Genomic DNA, 19,926 nt, shown 5'->3' on the forward strand with positions numbered 1-19,926 from the left:
TGACGACTTCTTCCGTTCATCGATCGTTCACTTCGAAATGGCTCGCCCGCGCGTCAAATGAGGTGAACGGGCTGAAGGATCAGGCCTGTGAACGAGGGGGTGGGCCGGTGAAACGCCGTCTGTCGATCGGCCTGGCCGTGGTGCTGCTGCTGGCCGTGGTCGCCGTGATCGTCTGGGGCCGGGGCGGTGACGAGAACACCGCGCAGGGTACGGATCTGACCACGGTGCGCGGGGTCATCGGTTCGGAGAAGCTCGCGTTCTTCTCCGACAAACGAGTGGTGGACGCTTTCGCCAAGCACGGCTTGAAGGTGGACGTCGACACCGCGGGCTCACGGCAGATCGCGAGCATGGACCTCGGCGCGTATGAGTTCGCGTTCCCGTCCTCGTCGCCCGCCGCGCAACGGATCCAGCGTGACCACCAGGTGACCGGCGTGCACACGCCGTTCCAGTCGCCGATGGCGATCGCGACCTTCGAGCCGATCGTGAACCTGCTGGCCGCCAACGGGATCGTGCGCAAGGGCGCCGGGGACTACCAGGTGCTCGACGTCGCGAAGTACCTCGAACTCGCCCAGAAGGGCACGCGCTGGGACCAGCTCCCCGGCAACACCGCCTTCCCCGCGCGCAAGAACGTGCTGGTCACGACCACGGACCCGCGCGAGTCGAACTCGGCGGCGATGTACCTGTCGATCGTTTCCTTCGTCGCCAACGGGAACAACGTGGTCAGCACGCCGGAGGCCGAGGCGAAGGTACTGCCCGGGGTGTCGAAGCTCTTCCTCGACCAGGGCTACACGCAGAACAGCACCGAAGGCCCGTTCGAGGACTACCTCGCGGCGGGGATGGGCAAGACGCCGATGGCGCTGATCTACGAGTCGCAGTTCGTCGACAGGCTGGTCCGCGCGGACGGTTCGATCCGGCCGGACATGCGCCTGCTCTACACGGCGCCGACGGTGTACTCCAAGCACACGCTCGTGCCCTTGAAGCCGAACGGCGATCAGGTCGGCAGGCTGCTGGCGACCGATCCCGAGCTGGGGAAACTCGCCGCCACCTTCGGCTTCCGCACCGGGGATCCGCGGTTGTTCGCCGACGTCGTCGCCGCGGCCAAGGCGCCGGTGCCCGCGGATCTGGTGGACGCCGTCGAGCCGCCGTCGTACGAAACCCTGGAGCGCCTGCTCGACGCCGTCAAGAAGCAGTACTGATGGACGATTTCACGCTCACTCCACCCGAGCCGGTGGAGGCGATCCCGGCCGAGCGGGCGGCGGGCCTGGTCACTCTCGGCCCGGAGGTCCACGCCGAAGTCGCGAAGCGCGCGGAGAAGTTCGCCGTGCGGCTCGAAGCGCTCGACGTCCGATCGCCGGAATTCACCCGCGTCCTGGACGAACTGCTCGCGGTCGGCGAGTCCGACATGCGCGCGGCGGCGACCGTCGCCGGCGCGCTGCTGGACCGCTCGACCAGGGCGTTGGCGGAAATCGCGTCACCGCAACAGCAGGCGACGGTGAGCCTGGCTGGGCTCCGGCGGACCTTGGCGGAGATCGACCCCGCGAAACTGCCGATCACCGGCCGCAAGCTGATGGGGTTGATCCCGGTCGCGGGCAGCGCGAAGAAGGCGCTGGACCGCTACCGCGCCGCCAATGAGCCGGTGAACGCGCTGGTACTGGACCTGCGCGCACGACAGGACGTCCTGCGCCGGGACAACGCCGCGCTCAAGGGTGAACGGGAGCGGCTGTGGGGGACGCTCGGCAAACTGTCGGAAGCGGCCGCGTTCGCCGAAGCCGTGGACGGGGCGATCGACCGGCAGGTGGGGATCTTCGACCTGACCGATCCCGCGCGGGCCAAATCGCTGAGGGCCGACGCGCTGCATCCGATCCGGCAGCGGCATCAGGATCTGCTGACCCAGCTCGCGGTGAGCGCGCAGGGCTATCTGGCGCTGGATCTGGTGCGGCGCAACAACGACGAGCTGATCCGCGGCATCGAGCGGGCGGTGTCGACCACGGTCGCGGCGCTGCAGGTCGCGCTGCTGGTGAGCGGCGCGCTCGCCGGGCAGCGGGACGTCCTCGACGAGGTTCGTGCCGTGCAGGCCACCACCGACGGGCTGATCCGGGCGAACGCCGAACTGCTGGAGCTGCGCAGCGCCGAGATCCAGCGCGCGGGCAGTGATCCGGCGGTGGCGGTGGCGACGATCCGCGAGTCGTTCGAGCGGATCTACCGCAGTATCGACGCGATCGACGAGTTCAAGGCGGGAGCCGTCTCGACGATGGCGGCGACCGTGGAGGCGCTGTCCGGGGAAATCCGGCGGGCCGAAGACCATCTGCGCCGGTCTCACGAGACGGCGACGGCCGAGGGGGCATCGTGAAACGCTGGACGGTGGTCACGCTGGCGGCGATCTGCGCGCTGTCACTGGTTTCCTGTGATTCGGGGGAGGGTGCGGCGCGGAGACTGGGGGAGGCCGAGGCGGGCACCCTGCGGGTGCTCGCGGGCAGCGAACTGGCTGATCTGCAACCGTTGCTGGAGCAGGAAGCGGCGGCGACCGGGGTCAAGGTCAAGTTCCAGTTCACCGGGACGCTGGAAGGCACCGAATCGCTGGCGAACGGGAAGGCGGACGGCCAGTACGACGCTGTCTGGTTCTCGTCGAACCGTTATCCCGCAGCCGTTCCCGACGCGGCTAAACGGCTCGGCGAGCAGGTGAAGATCATGAGTTCCCCGGTGGTGCTCGGGCTTTCCGCGTCGGCGGCGCAACGGCTCGGCTGGACAGGGCGGCCGGTGAGCTGGGGTGAGATCGCCGAGCAGGCCGGGAAGAAGGCCTTCACCTACGGCATGACCGATCCGTCGGCGTCGAACTCCGGGTTCTCGGCGCTGGTCGGGGTCGCTTCCGCGCTCGCGGGCGCGGGCAACGCCATCGACGCGCAGCAGATCGCTTCGGTCACTCCGAAACTGACCGAGTTCTTCAGCGCGCAGGCGATGTCAGCGGGTTCGTCCGGCTGGCTTTCCGAGACCTACCAACGGCGGGCGAGTGGTCAGGATCCCGGCAAGAAGGTCGACGGGCTGATCAATTACGAGTCCGTCCTGCTGTCGCTGAACGCGAGCGGGAAGCTCCCCGAACCGTTGACGCTGGTGTACCCCTCCGACGGTGTCGTCACCGCCGACTATCCGCTGACCCTGCTGGCCGGCGCGAATTCCGACGCGCGGGACGCGCACCGCAAGCTGGCCGAGCGGCTCCGGACGCCGGACACTCAGCGCAAGATCATGGAGACCACGCAACGTCGTCCGGTCGTCCCGGGTGTCCCTTTAGGACAGCAGTTCGCGCAGAAGGACCTCGTCGAACTGCCGTTCCCCGCGACGCAGCAAGCCGTCGACGCGTTGCTGGGAGCGTACTTCGACAAGATCCGGCGTCCGTCGCGGACCCTGTACGTCCTCGACACCTCCGGTTCCATGGCCGGGGACCGGATCGAGTCACTGCGGACCGCGCTGATCGGGCTGACCGGCGCCGACGGTTCACTCACCGGCCGGTACCGCCGGTTCCGCAGCCGCGAAGAGGTCACGATGCTGCCGTTCGACACCGTTCCCGGCAGCCCGCAAACGTTCGCCGTCCCGGACGGCGATCCCCAGCCCGCGCTGGACAAGATCAAGCACTTCGCCGAAGACCTCGACGCGAACGGCGGCACGGCGATCTACGACAGCCTCGAGCGCGCGTACGCCATCATGGGGCCGCTGGTCGCGCGTGATCCCGACCGGTTCACGTCGATCGTGCTGATGACCGACGGGGAGAACGCGAGTGGTTCCAGCTTCGAGGACTTCCAGCGGAAGTTCCCGTCGCTGCCGGAGGCGATGCGGCAGATCCCGGTGTTCACCGTGATCTTCGGCGAGAGCGACTCCGCCGAACTCGGCGAGGTCGCGAAACGCACCGGCGGCAACGTGTTCGACGCGCGGGGTGACGTGCTGCCCAAGGTGTTCCAGGAAATCCGCGGGTATCAATGATCCGGTACCTCGGCTCCACGAAGAACCTCGCGGGCTGTGTCGGCGGGCTCATCGGTCTCGTGCTGTACCTGACCGGCGTCGTCGGCGGACTGTGGCCGGTGGTGGTCGCCGGACTGTACGGCGTGTTCGCCCTGCTCGCGCCGCCTGAACGGGTCCGGTTGGTGCCGGTGGACACTGGGCACCTGCGCGCGGACCTCGTCTCGCTGGTGGCCAAGGTGACCGCGCGGGAGCAGCGCATGCCGGAGTCCTCTGTGGACAGTGTCCGGCGTGTCGTCGAAGTCCTCGACGACATGCTGTCGCGGCCGGAGCGGCTGTCGGCCAACCCGGACGTCCAGCACGCCGTCACCAGGTTGGCGCGAACCGATCTGCCGCTTTCCGTGGAGACCTACCTCAACCTGCCGTGGTGGTTCGCCGCCAAACGGCGGGCGAGCGGCGAGCCGAGCGCGTCCGAAGAACTCCTCGCGCAACTGGAGCTGCTGGAGACCGAGGCGCACCGGGTCGCTGAACGGTTCTACGCCGGCGACGTCCATCAGCAGTCGGATCACACGCGGTATCTGCGTGAGCGGGGCGAGGCCTGAGGGCGGTCCCGATCAGCGGTAACCGGGAATCAGTCTGCCGGTTGTTCTGCATGGGCAAGCCGGGTTCGCTGCGCTGGACTGGGCGACGCCGATCCGGTCGTGGTCGGCGTTCCGTCTCTCCTAGGGAGCTCAGACGTGCGTAAATACAGACTCGGGGCGGCCGTGCTGGCCGCGGTCATGGTGTGTCTCGCCGGTGGTGTCCCGGCGAACGCCGCGCAGCGCGGCGACCACTGCGTCGCCGACACGGCGACCGAAGTGATCCGATGCTTCGACAGTGTCGGCGATTCCCTCGCTGCGGCGTCGGCGGGCAAGGTCGGTGCCTCCGCGACCGTGATCAGCGTGCTGTACGAACACGGGAACTTTGGTGGCGCGAGCGTCGCCATCACCGGGTCGCCGTGCGTCGAAGGGACCAACCAGACCATCGGGTTCCTCGGCGACTGGAACGACAAGATCTCCTCGTTCCAGACCTTCCACAACTGCTACATCACGATGTACGAGCACGCCGAATACCAGGGCGAAAGCCAGGAGTGGTACGCCAACGACAGCGCGAACTACGGGTCCAACATGAACGACCGCGGCAGCTCGGTGGTGTATTCGCGAGGCCCCTCCCGCGCCGAACTGCTCAAGGACTGTGGCCGCGCCACCAAGAACTGCAACGCCCACGTCGACCAGCGCGGTCAGGATTTCGGCGGTAGCTGGGGCCGTGTCGACACGGTGTACAACTGCAGCGCCAACAAGATCACCCAGGTGATCGGCAAACGCGACACCCGAAGCGGGAAGAACACGGTGTCGAACGAGATCAGTGTGACCGCGGGCTTCCAGTTCCTCGTCGACTGGTCGGTCGCCTACAAGCGCACGTGGGGCCAGGAATGGGGCTGGGAGACCAGCGAAAGCGTCGAGACCCGGATCGAGGTGAACCCGGGTTACTGGGCGGGCCTCGACCGCTCACCGGTGATGCGCGTGGCCGACGGCTGGTACGACATGTGGTTCGACAAGCGCAAGTGGGGCCACAACCAGTGGTACGTCTGGAACTTCAGTGGTGAAGGTCCCGCTCCCGGTGTCGTGGGCCAGACCAGGACGGTCGGCAAGAAGATGACGTCGGACGAGAAGAAGAGGGTGTGTGGGAAGTCGGCGGGGCTCGTGCGGTCCTCCGCTGGAGCGCAGACGGAAAGCGCCGCCGCGGTGACGCCTTCCGTGCCTCCGGTGCGTGTCGCGGAGGGACGACTGCACAGCTGATCCGTTTCGGCGGCCGATGGTCACGTGCGTGGCTATCGGCCGCCTAGCTTCGGCAGGGTCAGCGTGGTGACCGCCGTCATCACCCAGCCCAGCAGGTCGCCGAGCGGGATCGTGGAAAGCTTTTCCGGCCATTCCTCGGCCAGCGCGTGCAGGACGAGGTGACCGTCGTGCGCTTCGACGGCGGTGAGCCGGATCCCTTGCGGGAGTTCCGGCAGGGGCAGCACGATCGGCTTGAGGCGGGACGGCGGACCGAAGCGACGGCGTCCGATGTGGACGGACATCGGCCGCAGGACGACGGCGTCGCCCTCCACAGTGGACTCCAGGGCGAGATGTCCCCAGCGGGGCCGCTTTTCCCAGCGAATGTGGAAGTGCCCGTCCTCGCCGGGGGTCACGATGATGCCCGGCCGGGCTTCGGCGACCCGAGCCTGCAGGATCTCGGGCGCGACCCGGATCGCCATCTTCACCTGTTCGGGGATAGCAGCGGGGGACGGGAGCGAGCGGAGACGGACGTTCGAGGCCAGGACGGTGATGCGACTCAGCGGGGTTTCCGGCCAGTCGACGTCCTCCACGACGATGCGGACGTCGCCGACCCGGCCGGTGGCGGCCAGACTGAGGCTGTCGGCCTGGTAGTCGAGGCCGGTCAGGGTGAGCCCGACGTCGTGCCCGTCCACCTTGGTCGTCAGCCGTCGCCCGACCAGCTGTTCGGTCACGGTCTTCAGCACCGCGGCCGGGGTCACGGGCACGTTCGGCAACAGCGCCCGCCCGGCGGCCGCCAGGCCGAACAGCTCGGGAAGGGGGTTCAGCTCGAACCATCTGCCTTCGCTCATCCGACCAGTGTCGCCGAACGGGACGCCGATTGCCGCCGCAGGGGGGTCAGCGGGCCGCGAAACGGGCGATGACACCCGCCAGGATCACCCAGAACGCCGCGGCCAGACCGTAGTCGAGGATGACCGCGAGATTCGGGTCACTCACCGGGAACAGTCCCGGCCAGAACAACGCCAGAGGTCCGGCGAGTGCCTGGATGAAGATGAAGAAACCGTTGCCCGCGTTGGCTCCTGCGAGCACCATGACCATGTACAGCAGCTCGATGAAAGCGAACAGCGCGCCGATGCCGGTGATGACCCGCACGGCGGTGTTGCTCCTACTGGTGGTTCGCCATCTGGACATGCCGGAAAAGTTCCCGGATTCGGCCCCGGCAAACGTTTCAACGGCCAAGTTGCGCCGATCGGCCGTACCCACCTACTCCTCGTAGGCCGCCAGTGACCGTGCGATGGCCCAATCCTGGGCGGCGACGCCGACGGACTTGAACACTGTCCTTCCTGAGACCGCTGGCGGCTCCCGCAGGGCCGCGCCGAGTTCCACGATGGACCCGCGGTCGAGAACGCCGTCCTCGACGGCTTTGATGACCTCGCCCGCCTCCTCGAGCGCGGCTCCGATCTGGTCGACGACCACGATCGAAGCTGTCGCGAGCAGTTCCCCGGGCAGTTCGCGCATCGACGGGCGGAACGAGCCGATCGCGTTGACGTGGACGTTCTGCGGGAGGGCCGAGAGGGCGAAGAGCGGCGTCTCCGACGACGTCGCGCAGTTGACGATCTCCGCGTCCGCCAGGGCGTCCTCGACGGACTCGGCGACGCGGAACGAGACGGCGGGGAACTCCGTGCCGAGCCGTTCCGACAGCGCCCGGGCGTTTCCGGTGGTCCGGCTGTGGATCGCGACCTCACGCAGTTCTCGTACCGCGGCGATCGCGCGGACCTGGTCGGCCGCCTGTGCCCCGGAACCGAGGAGCGCGAGGTGTCCGGCGCTCGGCGGGGCGAGCAGATCGGTCGCGACGCCGGTGACCGCGCCGGTGCGCAGGGTGGTCACGGCGGTCGCGTCGGCGACGAGTGGTTCACCGGCGCCCGTCCAGACCACGGTGCCGAGAATCGCCGGATCACGGTCCAGCTGGACGCCGAGCGTTTTGACCACTCCCGTTCCCGACGGTTCGTGGTACGCCGTCATCACCAGCACCCGGCCGTCGCCGAAGACGAGCCGCTCCGGCTGGGTGAAGTGCCCGGCGGCGAGTCCGTCGAACGCGTCGCGGACCGCCTCGACCGCGTCCCGCATGGGGACGGCCTTGCGGACCTCGTCGTCACTGAGTGTTCGGGTCACGGGAATCACCTTGCCAGCACGCGGTGCTCGCGCGCAGGACGACACTGCCCCGGACCCGCTCGTTCCGTGCCCGGCCGGCGCGTTCCGGCAGCGTCGCCTGTTCCAGCACTCGTTCGCCGAGATCCTCCAGCAGCAAGGCGGCCGAAAGCTAGCCGTCCAGGGGTGCGCCCCGCCACTGCCAGCCGGCGCGGGAAGGGCGTCCGGGAAGGTCCGTCCGGTCTGTCGCCCACAGCAACGCGGTCCAGGGATCGATGTCGACGGCGTCCACTTCCGGGAACATCCGCGCGAGCACACGCGAACAGACGTCGCGGGGCGGGTCGAGGGTGATTTCAAGGCCCCTGGCCATGTCCTCGCCGTGAACCAGGGCCTCGACGCAGCCCATTCCGGCGAAGCCCGCGAGGTCTGCGCGACCGCTCGGGTGATAGGCACGCACGTCCGGGGCCATCGTGCGCAGGGTGGCGCCGAGGATGCCGCCGCCGACGGTGACGAACTCCAGCATCTCCGACGGTGTCGCGGCACTGTCGGCGACGGATTCGAAGCAGACGAAACGCGGCGTCGACGGCCGGGCGATCAGCAGCCCGGCGTAGGAGATGAGGCAGTCGCCGAGATGCTCGGCCGTCCGCCAGGCGTTCAGTTCGCCGGTGCCGGGGGCCGATGACCAGTCGTGGTTCGCCGCTTTTCGCAGGTCGCTCACCACGCTGGTCACCGCCGCGTCGAGATCGTCGGGCGTGATCGTCATCAAGGCATCAGCTCAAGGGTGTCGGAAACGCGACCGGACCGCGGCGGCCGTTCTTCCCGACCGCGCGCACACCGAAGAACAGGTTGTCCTTCGACAGATCAACTTTAGCCTCGGTCTTGTGGCCGACTCCGATCACGTGCGTCCATTCGGCCTCCGTCGTCTCCCGCCAGACGACCTCGTAGCCGGCGAGATCCGGGTCGGTTCCGCGGCGCCACACCAGATTCGTGTCGTTCGTCAGCTGGTTCGTCCGGATCCGGACGTCCTCGGGGGCGCCGGGCGCCGTCGCGAGCGACCACAGCGTGGCGGCGTTCACCCGGGCGACCCTGGCGATGAACGGGAAGTCGCAGAACTCGGGCAGGTCGCCGAACTGCTTCCCGTTCTCCACCCGGACGTCCTGGTGCTGGTGCGCGTAGTCCTCGTGCGGTTCGGTGAACCGCGCGGCCGGATACCCCTGCTCCAGGAAGGGGATGTGGTCGCCACCCCGGAGGTAGCGGTCGCGCCGGTAGATCACCCGCACGGCCATACCGGTCGCGTCGTTCTCCGCGACCGACCGCACGAACCGGGCCAGCTGCCGGGAGGGTGAATCGTTTTCACCACCGACAGCGCGCCGGATATCGGCCTGCGCCGGGGTTTCCGACGTCGGCACGCCCTCGGCGAACAACCGGATCGTGCGCGGGTCCCGCGTGCCGTCGTCCGCCCGGCTCGAACCGACGATGTCGTTGGTGAACATCGCTCGCACGTCGGTGCCCGCCGTTTTGTAGAGGGTGGCCAGGTGCCGTGCGCCGAACAGGCCCTGTTCCTCGCCCGCGACCGCCACGAAGACGAGGGTCGCGGCCGGACGGCGGGTGGCGAACACCCGGGCGAGTTCCATCGAGACGGCCACGCCGGAGGCGTCGTCGTCGGCCCCCGGCGCGTCCTTCGTGGCGTCGAGCGGATCCGAGCACCTCGAGTCGTAATGGCCCGACACCACGTGAACGCGTTCGGGCGTGGTGGATCCGCGCAGCGTGGCGACGACGTTGGTGATCGTGGTGGCAACGGGGATCCGGGGTGGGGCGGGTGGCTGCACGTACGACTGCAACTCGACTTTCATCCGTCCGCCCGACCTCTCCGCGGATTTCGTCATCTCCGCGAAGATCCAGTCACGGGCGGCGCCGATTCCGCGGACGGGATCGGTCTGCGAGGACAACGTGTGCCGTGTCCCGAAGGCGGCAAGCCTGCGGACGGTGGCCTCGATGCGGTGTTCGTCGATCTCCCGCAGGATCGCCCGCAGTTCCGCGTCCGGCCGTTGCGGCGAGGGGGATCCGCCGGGCCCGCGATCGCCCAGTTCATCGGCACCGGCCGGGGCCCCGGTGAGGGCGGTGGAGGACAGGGCGGCCGCGGACAGCGCGGCCGACGTGGACAGGAACACTCGTCTGGACCTCTCCTGAGCCATTCTTCGTTCCTACGCGTCCGGCCATCGGGCGTCTACCCGCGAAAGGATGAGCGCGGCAGGCGGTGGATGGGGGAGGAACGCCGGGTGATCTTCGGGAGAAAAACTCCATGGCCGAGGCGCTCCAGGAAACGCTGAAGAGTGGGCCAAGCGCAGACAAAAGCCGGCAGCGCCCGTCAGTCCTCGGTGTTCTCCTCGAGGTCAGTACGCGGTTCGTGGAAGGGCTCTGGTGATGTCTCGTAGGTATGTCCGCTCGGCGTGGTGATGATCATGCCGCCGTTGCCGGTGGGCACGGCCGACCATCCTGGTTCCTCTCGTAGCAGGTTGTGACCTTTGCAGTGGATGTGGCAGTTGTGGTGGTCGGTCTTGCCCTTGCGGGCCCGGGGGACGATGTGGTCGATCTCGGCGAACTCGGCCGGGCAGTGGCAGCCTGGTTGCGTGCACTCGCGATCCCTCGCCATGATCAGACGTGCCAGGGATGCCGGTGACCGATATTTGTCGGCGCCGGCTTCGAGTAGCTGGCCTGTGGCCGAGTCGGTGATCAGCCGCGACCAGGTCGACGAAGAGTCGGAGGCGATCTCGCGGACCAGCCAGTCAGGGATGGGTCCGTACCCGGCGAGCGTCGCGGGGTCGTTGCGCGCGCCGACGAGTGTCAAGAGATCGACATAGACATGGATATGCGCCCGTCGTTTCCCTCGGCCGTCCTCGGCCAGCAGGCGTTCCGCGAAGATGTCGGCGCGATGCTGATCAAGGGTTCGGGATTTGTCCTTGTTCCGCCGGGATCGCGCCGATCTGCTCATCGAGGCGTAGAGAGAACTGGCGACTTCGGTGGGAAGATGGCCGGAGAGCGTGGACATGGTCTCGTCGTTGTGTTCCAACGAGATACGCCGCAGAGCGCGCTTTTTGGCGGCCCGTTCGCGATACCCGTCGGGGTCGAACTTCTGCACGGCGTAGCTCACCGAACCGCGGATCGCGCCGGGATCGCGACCGGCGAGACGTTCGGCCAGCCAGGCGTCGATCTGGGCCGCGACCTCGTCCGAAACCTCTCTGGTCAGCTGGGTGACCTTGGAGGATTTGTACAGGTCGATGTCGCCGCGTTCCAGTGCTGCCAACGTGTTCGGCAGCCGCGACACCAGCGCGCGGGAGGTTTCGACGAGCAGGAACGCACGATTGCGAGTGACCGAGAAGCGCAAGGCGATCTCCTCGGTCACCGATCTTCGTGAACCGCCGACAGCGGCGAACTCGGCTAACGCACGCACCTGACGCCCTTGTGCCTGACGAAGCGAAACCTCTTCGTCGAACGAGGTGTCAAGAAAGCGAGCAGCTTTCGGGTTATAAGCGAGAGTTGAGGTCATGCCTCGACCATACTCAGACGCAAGTTCGAATTCGACGAAATACGGGACTGAATTCGCGTAATGCGTGAATGGGCCAGTCACGACAGACGGAGTCGGCACGTCGCGCGGGATGAGGTTTCTGCCAGGCAAGGAAGTGCGCGCAAGTCGCCAAGCAAAGGCGGCCGCTCACATCGGTGACAGTGATTGTGGAACTTTGCTGCCGCCGGACCGTGACAATGCCGGGCACGCGGCTTGTCTGGCTACTGAGACATCACGGGTGGGCCTTCTGCTCCGTCCTGGACGACCAGAGCAGCGCCGAGGTGGTCGCTGACGAAACCGAAACGCGGGCCGGAAATCTGGATCTGACACAGGCGGCAGCCGGCCACCCCGCTCGCCAGAGCCGTGCTCAGGGCCTTCGACATCATCCCCGAAGACTTGGGTGAGGACGGCTACCAGACCCAATGGAGCCCCCGTCCTCACCGCACCCCGCCGGCGGCCGAACGCTAACCTTCACTCGCCGGAAGCAACTCCCGCAACATGGCCAGCAACTCCCGCCGGTCCCCAGCGCCGAGCTTCCCCCGGATCCGGGCCATGTGGTGCTCCACGGTCTTGCCCGAGATGAACAGCTTGCCCCCGGCCTGCTTGTAGGTGAGTCCGTCGACGACGAGCCGGGCGACCTCCAGTTCCCGTTCGCTCAAGGCGCTCAGACCGGTGGCCGCGACGGGTTCCGGAGCGCGTCCTTGGAACTGTCGCGCCGCTTCGAGCAGCTGGACCATCGCCTTCCGGTCCGAGGTCCGGATCGCCGCCTGCCCGGCCAGCCGGGACGCGTCCCAGCAGAGCCCGAGTTCGTGCAGTTCCGACGCGGCCGCGGTGATCGCTTCGGGATCGAAAGTCCCGGTCAGGACCGCGAGCCAGCTGGTCGCGGCGGCGGCGAGTGCGGCCGGGTAGCGTCCGCAGGGCGCGAAATCGTTGAGCGCGGCCAGATGGTCCCCGGCCGAAGAATGATCCTCGACGGTGATGGCGGCGTGCAGCTCGTGCCAGCGCAGGGTGGCTGTCCACAGTGGAGGGTTGCCGAGCGCGTCGAGGACGGTATGTGCCCGTTCGAGCTGCCCGGCCAGCTTGGCGCTCGCACCGCCCCGTGCGGCCGCGATCGCGAGTTCTCCCAGCGGCAGCAACGAATACAGGTCCGGTTGCTGGCGCATCGAAGCCTGGTATGCCCGGTCCCAGGACCGTTGCAGCCCGGGAAGGTCGCTCGAACGCCGTGCCAGGCCCAGTTGCAGGGTGGCGGCGAAAAGTTCGTCGCGGGCTTCGAGACCGTCCGGAGGCATCAAGGCCTCGGCGGCCGTCTTGAGGTCGCCCGCGGTCATCGCGACCCACCCGAGCAGCAGCCGGTGCCGTTTCGCGAGCAGGTCGCCGCCGATCCGCCCGGTCACCGCGCGGCTGAGCACCGACTCGGCCAGCGCGAGTTCGCCGGAATGCAACCCCACCAACGCCGCGAGTGCCGCCGGGCTGTCCGGGAGCGGTGCGGGCGCCCCCGCCGATTCCAGCATCGACGCCGCGCCCAGCAGGGCCGACAGGGTTTCGGCGCCGCAGCCGGACACCGACCCGGTGATCGCGCGCGCCGTCCGTGAGGCGGCGTTCGCGAACAGGGTCGGGACTTCGGGGGTCTCCAGCACACCTCGGGCGGCTTCGAGTTTTCCGGTGCCCAGCAAGGCGATCGCGGCGAAAGCCTTCGATCCGGCCCGGCCGGACCATTGGTACAGCTCGGCGCTGTGCGCCAGTTCGCCGCGATGCGCGAGCACGGTCGCGGCCACTTCGGCGCCGGCGGCCCTGGCGTCCGTATCCGAGGTGCTGCCGAGCATGCCGTCGCCGAGACGGAGCGCGGTGTCGAGGTCCCCGGCCAGCGCCGCGGCGTGCGCCCAGCCGACGGTGAGCGCCGCGCCGCGCCCACCGGCCTCGGACGCGGCTTCGTAGAACCGCGCCGCGAGTTTCGTGTCGTCGGGCATCGCTTCACGCGCGGCCGCCTCGAAGGCCGCCGCCGCGCTCGCGCCCGAACTTCCGGTTCCGAGCAGGGATCGAGCGAGCTCCAGTACCGGCAGTCCGTCGCGCAGCTGGAGTTCCACCAGTCGCTGCAGCACCGTCAGCCGACGCCCCGGCGATCCCCAGGCGCGGACGGCTTCGGCGGCGATCGGCAGCAGCACGTCGTCCTCGCCGAGGAGCCCGGTCGCCCTCGCGTTGTCGAAGACCTCCGGCAAGCCCTCGCGATCGCGGTTGAGCAGCGCCGCCAGGAGATCGAGGTTCCGGCCCGCGCCCGCTTCGGCGGCGATCAGGTAGCGGTGGACGTCGTCGTCCAGCTGCTCCAGCTCACCGCGGAAGTCCGCGAGCCTGCCGGTGACCGCGCGGAGCACGAGTCCCGGCACACCACCGGTTCTGGCGTGGACAGCTTCGGCCGTGGCAGCGTCGCCACCGGCGTACTCGACGAGCCGCCGGACGTCGTCGACGCCGAACGCGCCCAAGGACACCGATCTGCCGAAGGAATCGGCGAGCGCGCGCAGCGCCTTGGTCCGGGCCGTCGTCCTGCAGGCCAGTACGACGGGCGTGGTCGTTTCCTCCGCTCGTGTCCTGATCTTCGCGATCTCGTCGTCGCCGAGTTGGTCGGCGTCGTCGACCAGCAGCGCCTCGACTCCGGCACCCGCGTAGTGGCGTCCGAGCAGGCCGAGCAGATGGGTCTTCCCGTGACCGCCGGGGGCGACGACGGTGATCCGCACCGGCAGTTCCGGGGCGGCGGTCACCTCGTCGAGCAGAGGCCGGGCACCCGGATGGATGATGCCGGGCTTGTCTAGCAATGCGTTCAACAGCGACCTTCGGGGGAGGACGGTGCGGCGCCGGGGGTGGACGGCGCGCACGAGGTCGGCGTGGTGGGAGGGGCTTCGGGACCCTTGTCCGCGGTGGCTTCTCGGGTGGTCAGGGTGAGCAGCAGGGTGGTCGCGGCCAGCACCACGACCACGGCTCCGGCGACCAGGGGCTTGCGTCGGCTGAGCAGTTTCGCCGCCCCGGTGCGTTCTGGCAAGGGGAACGGGGTGATGTCCACCGGCGGCCGTTCGGGCCGCTCGGTGAGTTCCGGGGCCTCGTCGACCCGGGGGAGCAGGGTGGTTTCCACGGTCGCCACCGCGGCCAGGGCGCTCGAGCGCGGGCCGCCGGGTTGAGAGACCTCACGTCGCGCGGCGATGTTGGCCGCGCCGGTCGCCACCGTCAGCACCGGGTCGCTCGAGGCGAAGACGGGGCACGGAGTCCGGCCGGGGACCGGCGGGGCCTCGCCGCAGACCACGATGCCTGCCAGCGCCTGCGGCTGGACCCCGGCGCCGTGCGCGAGTTCGAAGACCCTGCCGATGGCCTCACCGGGGTCGACGCCTTCGACCGTCTTGACCGGCTGCCAGCCGTTGATCCCGGCGGCGGCGATCGTGACCACCGCGCCGTCCGGACCGAATTCGCAGACACCGGCGGTGACGTCGCCTTGCGGGGCGAGGTACGCGTGCAGCGCTGCGATGGGCGCCGGTACCAGCATGACGCGGGGGAATCCGGCTTCGGCCAGCGCGCGGCGCAGCAGGTCGCGGCGGAACGAGCCCCAGCCGACGGGATGCGTGAGCACGATGTCCCGCGGTTTCTCGCCGAACCGCTCGGCCGCCTGATCCACCGCGGCGTCCACGAGGACGGCGCTGAGGGATTCGGCCGGGAACCGCTCGCCGCCGACGATCACGGGGACGTCGTCGCCGACCCGCTCGTGGAATCCGGTCAGCAGGCGGGCGGGCGCGGACCGGCCCGCTTCGACGGCGGCGTCCCCGGTGAGCAGGTAGCCGTCGTCGTCGAGGAACACCGCGGACGCCGCCGACGGGCCGCGCGCGCCGAGCCACGACGGCTCCGGCACGCCCCAGCCGTCGCCTTGGTTCACGCAGGTGGCGGCGGTGGTGCGGGTCGAGGCGATATCGATGCCGAGGACGTAGGGCAACGAGCATCCTCCTTCGCTTGACCAGCCCCTAGGACCAACTAGGGCCACTCACCCGAACGGCTTGACCCATCCGGGTGAGGGTTGGCATTAAACCCAACAAGGTGCGTCTCGGTTAAGCCCCTAACGCCCTAACGATGTCATACCGATCCCCTATTGGCTGAGTGAGCGGCAACCAGGAGTGATCCCCGATGTGCCGAGAGGTACCGGCTCACTAACTTCGGTGACCTGCGCTCAGCCGTGCCCTCCGGCCGCTGCGCCAGCCCCACCGACCTAGACCCCCAGGAGAGTCCTTTCATGGGTTCCGTCCAGACCCTGCACGACTTCACGCTGAACCTGCTGAACGACACCGCGGCCCGCGCGGCGTTCGCCAACGACCCGCAGCAGGTCCTCGCCGACGCCGGTCTCGGTGACATCAACGCCGCCGACGTGCACGAGGTCGTCCCGCTGGTGCTCGACTTCGTCCCGGTCGACACCGCCACCGACGTCACCGGCACCGCCGCGGCGACCGCTGACAACCTGGCAGGCTTCGGCGGCGTCGCGAACGTCGTCAACGGCACCGACGGCGAGTGCGCCGACGGTGTCCAGGGCGCGATCGACCAGCTCACCGCGCTGACCGCCGGCCTGCCGGTCGCCGTCCCGGGTGTCGGCGAGCTGCCGAGCCTCCCGGGTGTCCCGGGCCTGCCCGACGCCGGTCTCCCGGGTCTGCCGGAGCTGGGCCTGCCCGCCGTCCCGGCCGTGCCCGCCGTGGGCGACCTGCCGGTCGACCTCCCGGGCCTGTCCGCCGTCCCGGCCGTCTCCGACGTGACCGACGTGTCGAACGCCGCCGCCGGCGTGACCGCCCTCGCGCAGAACACCGTCGGCAGCTTCGGGCTGACCGACGACCTTTCGCGTGGCCTCGACGCCGCTTCCGTCGGCCAGGCGGGCGATGTCGCCAACGGCGCCGTCGACACCGCGACCGACCTGGTCCACGACGTCCCGGCCGTGGACTCGGTTCCGGCCATCGACTCGGTTCCGGCCGTCGGTGACCTGAGCAGCGACCTGCCCCGCGTCGACGGCGTCGCGGGCGGTGCCCCCGACTTCCTGTCGACGGTCGGCGACCTGACCAGCGTCATCGGCCAGGTCGGTGTCGCGGACGTCACCACCAAGGTGCACGACATCGCGGGCAAGGCGCACGACATCGGCAACGGAAACGGCATCGTCAACGACGTGACCGACAACGTCGCGACCGACGTCACCGACAACGTCGTGAACGACGTCGCGAACCACGCGGGCGTCAACGACGTGCACGACGTCGTCTCCGGTGTGGCCAACAACATCGGCCACGTGGGCGACATCAACCTCGGTGCCGGCGACATCGCCTCGCACAACGACATCCACATCGGCTGATGAGCTGAAACTCTTTCAGCTCTCACCGTGTGCACGGGCCCCGCGACCGCACCAGGTCGCGGGGCCTTCGCGGCATGTTGGCCCATGCCACATTGATTCCGCGCTTGGTTAAGGGAACACTGCATCCCCGTGACAGCCCCCGCCTGGCTCGACGTGCTCAACGAGACCTTGGACGCCTGTGCCGCCCACGGTCGCGCCGACCTGGCCGAACGCCTGCGGCGGAGACGGGACCAGCAGGCGCCGGGAACCCGGATCGCGGTGGTCGGCTTTCCCAAACAGGGCAAGGGTTACCTGCTCAACGCGTTGCTGAACGCCCCGGTCTGCGCGGTCGGGGACGCGAGCACCCCCGCCGTCCCCACCGAGATCGGGTACGCCCCCGACGCCGCCGCCACGCTGGTCGGGCACGCTCGGGAAAGCGTGCCGGTCGCGGATCTGGCCAAGGAACTCGAGATCCGGCCGCCCGGTTCGCTGCGCCGGGTCGAGGTCGGTCTGCCGCGTGAACTGCTCGGCACGGGTCTGGTGCTGGTGGACACCCCGGCGATAGGGGATCCTCGTTCGCCGCGCACGGCGGCCACCCTCGACGTCCTCGCCGACGCGCACGCGGTGATCCTCGTCTCCGACGCGACGCAGGAACTCCAGCCCGCCGAACTCGCGCTGGCCCGGCACATCCGCACCTGGTGCCCGGCCTTGGTGCTGGCGCTGACCAAGATCGACGTCAGCCCGGACTGGCGGGAACTCGCCGCCCGCAATCGCACCGCGCTTTCCGAGACCGGGGTCGTCGCCGACGTCTTCCCCGTGTCCGCGACGGTGCGCCAAGCCGCCGCGAAGGCCGGTGACGCCGGCCTCAACGGACGGTCCGGTTTCCCGGAACTCCTGAACTGGGTCGGCGAGCAGGCTTCGCGACCGATCGAACGCACCCGCGCGCTCGCCGCCGCGGTGAGCGTCCGCGCGGCGGCGGTCGAGCTGGTCGAGAGCCTGCAGACGCGGCTCGACGCCGTCTCACAGGACAGCGGGATCGATCAGGTCACCCTGCTGCAGCAGGCACAACGGCGCACCGAGGAACTGCGGCGGCAGAACGTCCGCTGGCAGAACCTGTTGTCGGACGAGATCACCGATCTGGTCTCCGACGCCGAATACGACCTGCGCGAGCGGACCCGGCAGATCGTGCGGCATATCGACCGCACCTTCGACGAAGGCGACCCGGTGCAGATCTGGCCGGATTTCCAGACCTGGCTGGAAGAGAACCTCGCCGAGGCCGTCGAGACGAACTACAACTGGGTGTCCGACCGCTCGACGTGGATCGCGCACGCGGTCGCCACGAGTTTCGGGCCACGCTTCGGCCAGGCCCCGGAACTGCCGCTGACCGGATCCGGAGTGGACTCGATCCCCGAAGTCGGCACGCCCAAGATCGAGCGGTTCAAGATCGGGCAGAAACTCTTCACCGGCTTGCGCGGTTCCTACGGCGGCGTGCTGATGTTCGGCCTGGTCACCAGTCTCGCCGGGCTGCCGCTGATCAACCCGGTTTCCCTCGGCGCCGGTGTCGCGTTCGCCACCAAGAGCGTGCGCGACGAAGGCGGGATGCGGCTGCAGCGGCGTCAGGCCTTGGCGAAGGCCGCGGCTCAGCGCCACGTCGACGACGTGTTCATCCGGTTCAGCAAGGAGATCAAGGACGAGATCCGCCAGGTCCAGCGGCGGCTGCGCGACCATTTCGCCGCGCTCTCGGACGAACTCGCGGAAGAGCTGACCCGTCAACGGGAACTGATCATCGCCGGCTCCGCCGACCGGGACCGGCGCACCCAGCGGGTCAAAAAGGAGATCGACCGGCTCGCCGCACTGCACCGGAAGGCGGGAGCTTTAGGCGTGACCGCCCGTGAAATCCGGGAGCTTTCGGCGTGACCGCACTGGATGTCCGAGAGCTGGTGAGCGAGGCCGCGGCGCACTACCGGGACCGCCCGCACGCGGTGGTGATGCTGCGGGAATGCCTGGAGCGGCTGGAAGAACCGCTACGCGTCGGTTTCGTCGGCACGCCGGGAACCGGGAAGTCCACTTTGGTCTCCGCGCTGGCGGAATGGCCGACGAGGGCCTTGCGCGACCTCGAACTGTTCGACACCCCGGCGCCGGCTGAACACGTCGACGCGACAGTGCGCCTGGTGCGTCACCTCGAGCCCGACGAACTCGCCGGCGCCCGCCCGGTGGGCGGTTCCGCGTTCGCGCGGCAGAGCGCGGTGAACTCGGTGCTGGTGCTCGGCCGGGCGGACGAGGTCGGCGCGGGCCGGATCGACGCCCTGCTCACCGCGAAACAGCTGGCGCGGCGCGCTTGGCGAGAGGATCCGAACTGCGCGGGCTTCCAGGGAGTCATCGCGGTCGCCGGGCAATTGGGCTACGCGGGCCGCGCGCTGCGGGACGACGAATTCGCGGTGCTGCGCGCGCTGGCGTCGGTCTCCCGTCAGGAACTGGAGCGGCATCTCCTGTCCGTGGATTCCTTTGTGGATGATCCGTTTCCGGTGGGTGTCCCGCCGGAGTCGAGGAAACATCTGGTGTCGCGCTTCGGGCTCTACGGCGTCCGGCTCGCGATCACCCTGATCCGCACCGGCTGTGACAGCAGGCTGAAGCTTTCGGCGGAACTCGTGCACCGCAGCGGTCTCGGCGATCTGAGGGACACGCTCGCGGGTTGTTTCGTCGCCAGGGGCGAAGCGTTGAAGGCACGTACGGCGGTGCTGCGGCTTGAAAGCCTGCTCGCCGCCGAACCGGTCCCGCACGGCGACCGGCTGGCCGCACGCGTGGAGCGCTTCGCCGCGGCAGCGCACGACTTCCGGGAACTGCGGCTCATCGCCGACATCCGCGGCGGCCGCACGGCGCTGTCCGGGGAGATCGCCGAGGAGGCCGCCCGGTTGCTCGGCGCGCAGGGACTCGCGCCCACCGAGCGGCTCGGCCTCGCACCCGACGCGGACCCGGCCGAAATCCACGCCGGAGCCGAAAGCGCGCTGGTCCGCTGGCGGCACGAGGCGGAACGGGCCGACGCCGCGCACGCCGAACGCGCCGCGGCGCGGGTGATCGTCCGGTCGGTGGAAGGGCTCCTCAGCCTCTTCGTGGGCTGA

The 19,926-nt window shown here is 69.2% G+C and carries 17 protein-coding genes; 8 read left to right on the plus strand and 9 right to left on the minus strand.

The window, feature by feature from the left end; translation table 11 throughout:
- The first annotated feature begins 107 nt into the window (after positions 1–107).
- From HDA45_RS29210 to HDA45_RS29230, 5 genes are all read left to right on the plus strand, one after another.
- Positions 108–1,196: a hypothetical protein gene (locus HDA45_RS29210; RefSeq protein WP_184900668.1), complete on the plus strand. Its 1,089-nt coding sequence runs from the start codon at positions 108–110 to the stop codon at positions 1,194–1,196.
- Positions 1,196–2,350 (plus strand): toxic anion resistance protein, encoded by a 1,155-nt coding sequence (locus HDA45_RS29215; RefSeq protein ID WP_184900670.1) that lies wholly within the window; start codon positions 1,196–1,198, stop codon positions 2,348–2,350. Before HDA45_RS29210 ends, HDA45_RS29215 begins: the two co-directional genes overlap by 1 nt.
- On the plus strand, positions 2,347–3,972 hold the full coding sequence (locus HDA45_RS29220) for an extracellular solute-binding protein (protein WP_184900672.1): 1,626 nt from the start codon (positions 2,347–2,349) through the stop codon (positions 3,970–3,972). The genes HDA45_RS29215 and HDA45_RS29220 overlap by 4 nt, the downstream gene beginning before the upstream one ends.
- Positions 3,969–4,550: a hypothetical protein gene (locus tag HDA45_RS29225; RefSeq protein ID WP_184900674.1), complete on the plus strand. Its 582-nt coding sequence runs from the start codon at positions 3,969–3,971 to the stop codon at positions 4,548–4,550. Before HDA45_RS29220 ends, HDA45_RS29225 begins: the two co-directional genes overlap by 4 nt.
- Before the next feature lie 135 nt (positions 4,551–4,685).
- On the plus strand, positions 4,686–5,786 hold the full coding sequence (locus tag HDA45_RS29230; RefSeq protein ID WP_184900676.1) for a peptidase inhibitor family I36 protein: 1,101 nt from the start codon (positions 4,686–4,688) through the stop codon (positions 5,784–5,786).
- 32 nt (positions 5,787–5,818) lie between these two features.
- On the opposite strand, the gene HDA45_RS29235 is transcribed toward HDA45_RS29230, so the two are convergent.
- The 9 genes from HDA45_RS29235 to HDA45_RS29275 all read right to left on the minus strand — a co-directional run bounded on the left by HDA45_RS29235 (position 5,819) and on the right by HDA45_RS29275 (position 15,442).
- Entirely contained in the window at positions 5,819–6,613 is a 795-nt protein-coding gene (locus HDA45_RS29235) for an LmeA family phospholipid-binding protein (RefSeq protein ID WP_184900678.1), read from the minus strand.
- Between the two features lie 46 nt (positions 6,614–6,659).
- Positions 6,660–6,914, minus strand: a complete 255-nt coding sequence (locus HDA45_RS29240; RefSeq protein WP_101612927.1) for a hypothetical protein — start codon at positions 6,912–6,914, stop codon at positions 6,660–6,662.
- A gap of 111 nt (positions 6,915–7,025) precedes the next feature.
- Entirely contained in the window at positions 7,026–7,889 is an 864-nt protein-coding gene (locus HDA45_RS29245) for an ornithine cyclodeaminase family protein (RefSeq protein WP_184906170.1), read from the minus strand.
- A gap of 25 nt (positions 7,890–7,914) precedes the next feature.
- Positions 7,915–8,070 carry a hypothetical protein gene (locus HDA45_RS29250; protein WP_184900680.1) on the minus strand — a complete coding sequence of 52 codons (156 nt, stop codon included), beginning with the start codon at positions 8,068–8,070 and terminating at the stop codon, positions 7,915–7,917.
- A 12-nt stretch (positions 8,071–8,082) separates the two neighbouring features.
- Positions 8,083–8,673 carry a maleylpyruvate isomerase mycothiol-dependent enzyme family protein gene (locus HDA45_RS29255; protein ID WP_184900682.1) on the minus strand — a complete coding sequence of 197 codons (591 nt, stop codon included), beginning with the start codon at positions 8,671–8,673 and terminating at the stop codon, positions 8,083–8,085.
- Positions 8,674–8,680: 7 nt separating this feature from the next.
- A complete protein-coding gene (locus HDA45_RS29260) occupies positions 8,681–10,105 on the minus strand; it encodes a M28 family metallopeptidase (RefSeq protein ID WP_184900684.1) in 1,425 nt (474 codons plus the stop codon).
- A gap of 173 nt (positions 10,106–10,278) precedes the next feature.
- Positions 10,279–11,313, minus strand: a complete 1,035-nt coding sequence (locus tag HDA45_RS29265) for an HNH endonuclease signature motif containing protein (RefSeq protein ID WP_343072308.1) — start codon at positions 11,311–11,313, stop codon at positions 10,279–10,281.
- A gap of 626 nt (positions 11,314–11,939) precedes the next feature.
- A complete protein-coding gene (locus tag HDA45_RS29270; protein ID WP_184900686.1) occupies positions 11,940–14,291 on the minus strand; it encodes a helix-turn-helix transcriptional regulator in 2,352 nt (783 codons plus the stop codon).
- Positions 14,288–15,442 (minus strand): Hsp70 family protein, encoded by a 1,155-nt coding sequence (locus tag HDA45_RS29275; RefSeq protein ID WP_184900688.1) that lies wholly within the window; start codon positions 15,440–15,442, stop codon positions 14,288–14,290. The genes HDA45_RS29270 and HDA45_RS29275 overlap by 4 nt, the downstream gene beginning before the upstream one ends.
- 294 nt (positions 15,443–15,736) lie before the next feature.
- Here HDA45_RS29275 and HDA45_RS29280 point away from each other — a divergent pair, with 294 nt between their 5' ends.
- The 3 genes from HDA45_RS29280 (at position 15,737) to HDA45_RS29290 (ending at position 19,926) form a co-directional block, all read left to right on the plus strand.
- Entirely contained in the window at positions 15,737–16,828 is a 1,092-nt protein-coding gene (locus HDA45_RS29280) for an IniB N-terminal domain-containing protein (RefSeq protein WP_184900690.1), read from the plus strand.
- Between the two features lie 129 nt (positions 16,829–16,957).
- Entirely contained in the window at positions 16,958–18,724 is a 1,767-nt protein-coding gene (locus tag HDA45_RS29285) for a dynamin family protein (protein ID WP_184900692.1), read from the plus strand.
- Positions 18,721–19,926: a GTPase gene (locus HDA45_RS29290; RefSeq protein WP_184900694.1), complete on the plus strand. Its 1,206-nt coding sequence runs from the start codon at positions 18,721–18,723 to the stop codon at positions 19,924–19,926. Before HDA45_RS29285 ends, HDA45_RS29290 begins: the two co-directional genes overlap by 4 nt.

Origin of the sequence: Amycolatopsis umgeniensis (assembly GCF_014205155.1) — a bacterium.
Classification (GTDB): domain Bacteria; phylum Actinomycetota; class Actinomycetes; order Mycobacteriales; family Pseudonocardiaceae; genus Amycolatopsis; species Amycolatopsis umgeniensis.

Bases quoted from the DNA above. Each gene is read 5' to 3' on its own strand.
- HDA45_RS29225 (WP_184900674.1), top strand. From the start codon at position 3,969: ATGATCCGGTACCTCGGCTCCACGAAGAACCTCGCGGGCTGTGTCGGC.
- HDA45_RS29255 (WP_184900682.1), bottom strand. From the start codon at position 8,673: ATGACGATCACGCCCGACGATCTCGACGCGGCGGTGACCAGCGTGGTG.
- HDA45_RS29280 (WP_184900690.1), top strand. From the start codon at position 15,737: ATGGGTTCCGTCCAGACCCTGCACGACTTCACGCTGAACCTGCTGAAC.
- HDA45_RS29235 (WP_184900678.1), bottom strand. From the start codon at position 6,613: ATGAGCGAAGGCAGATGGTTCGAGCTGAACCCCCTTCCCGAGCTGTTC.
- HDA45_RS29260 (WP_184900684.1), bottom strand. From the start codon at position 10,105: ATGGCTCAGGAGAGGTCCAGACGAGTGTTCCTGTCCACGTCGGCCGCG.
- HDA45_RS29215 (WP_184900670.1), top strand. From the start codon at position 1,196: ATGGACGATTTCACGCTCACTCCACCCGAGCCGGTGGAGGCGATCCCG.
- HDA45_RS29245 (WP_184906170.1), bottom strand. From the start codon at position 7,889: ATGCGGGACGCGGTCGAGGCGGTCCGCGACGCGTTCGACGGACTCGCC.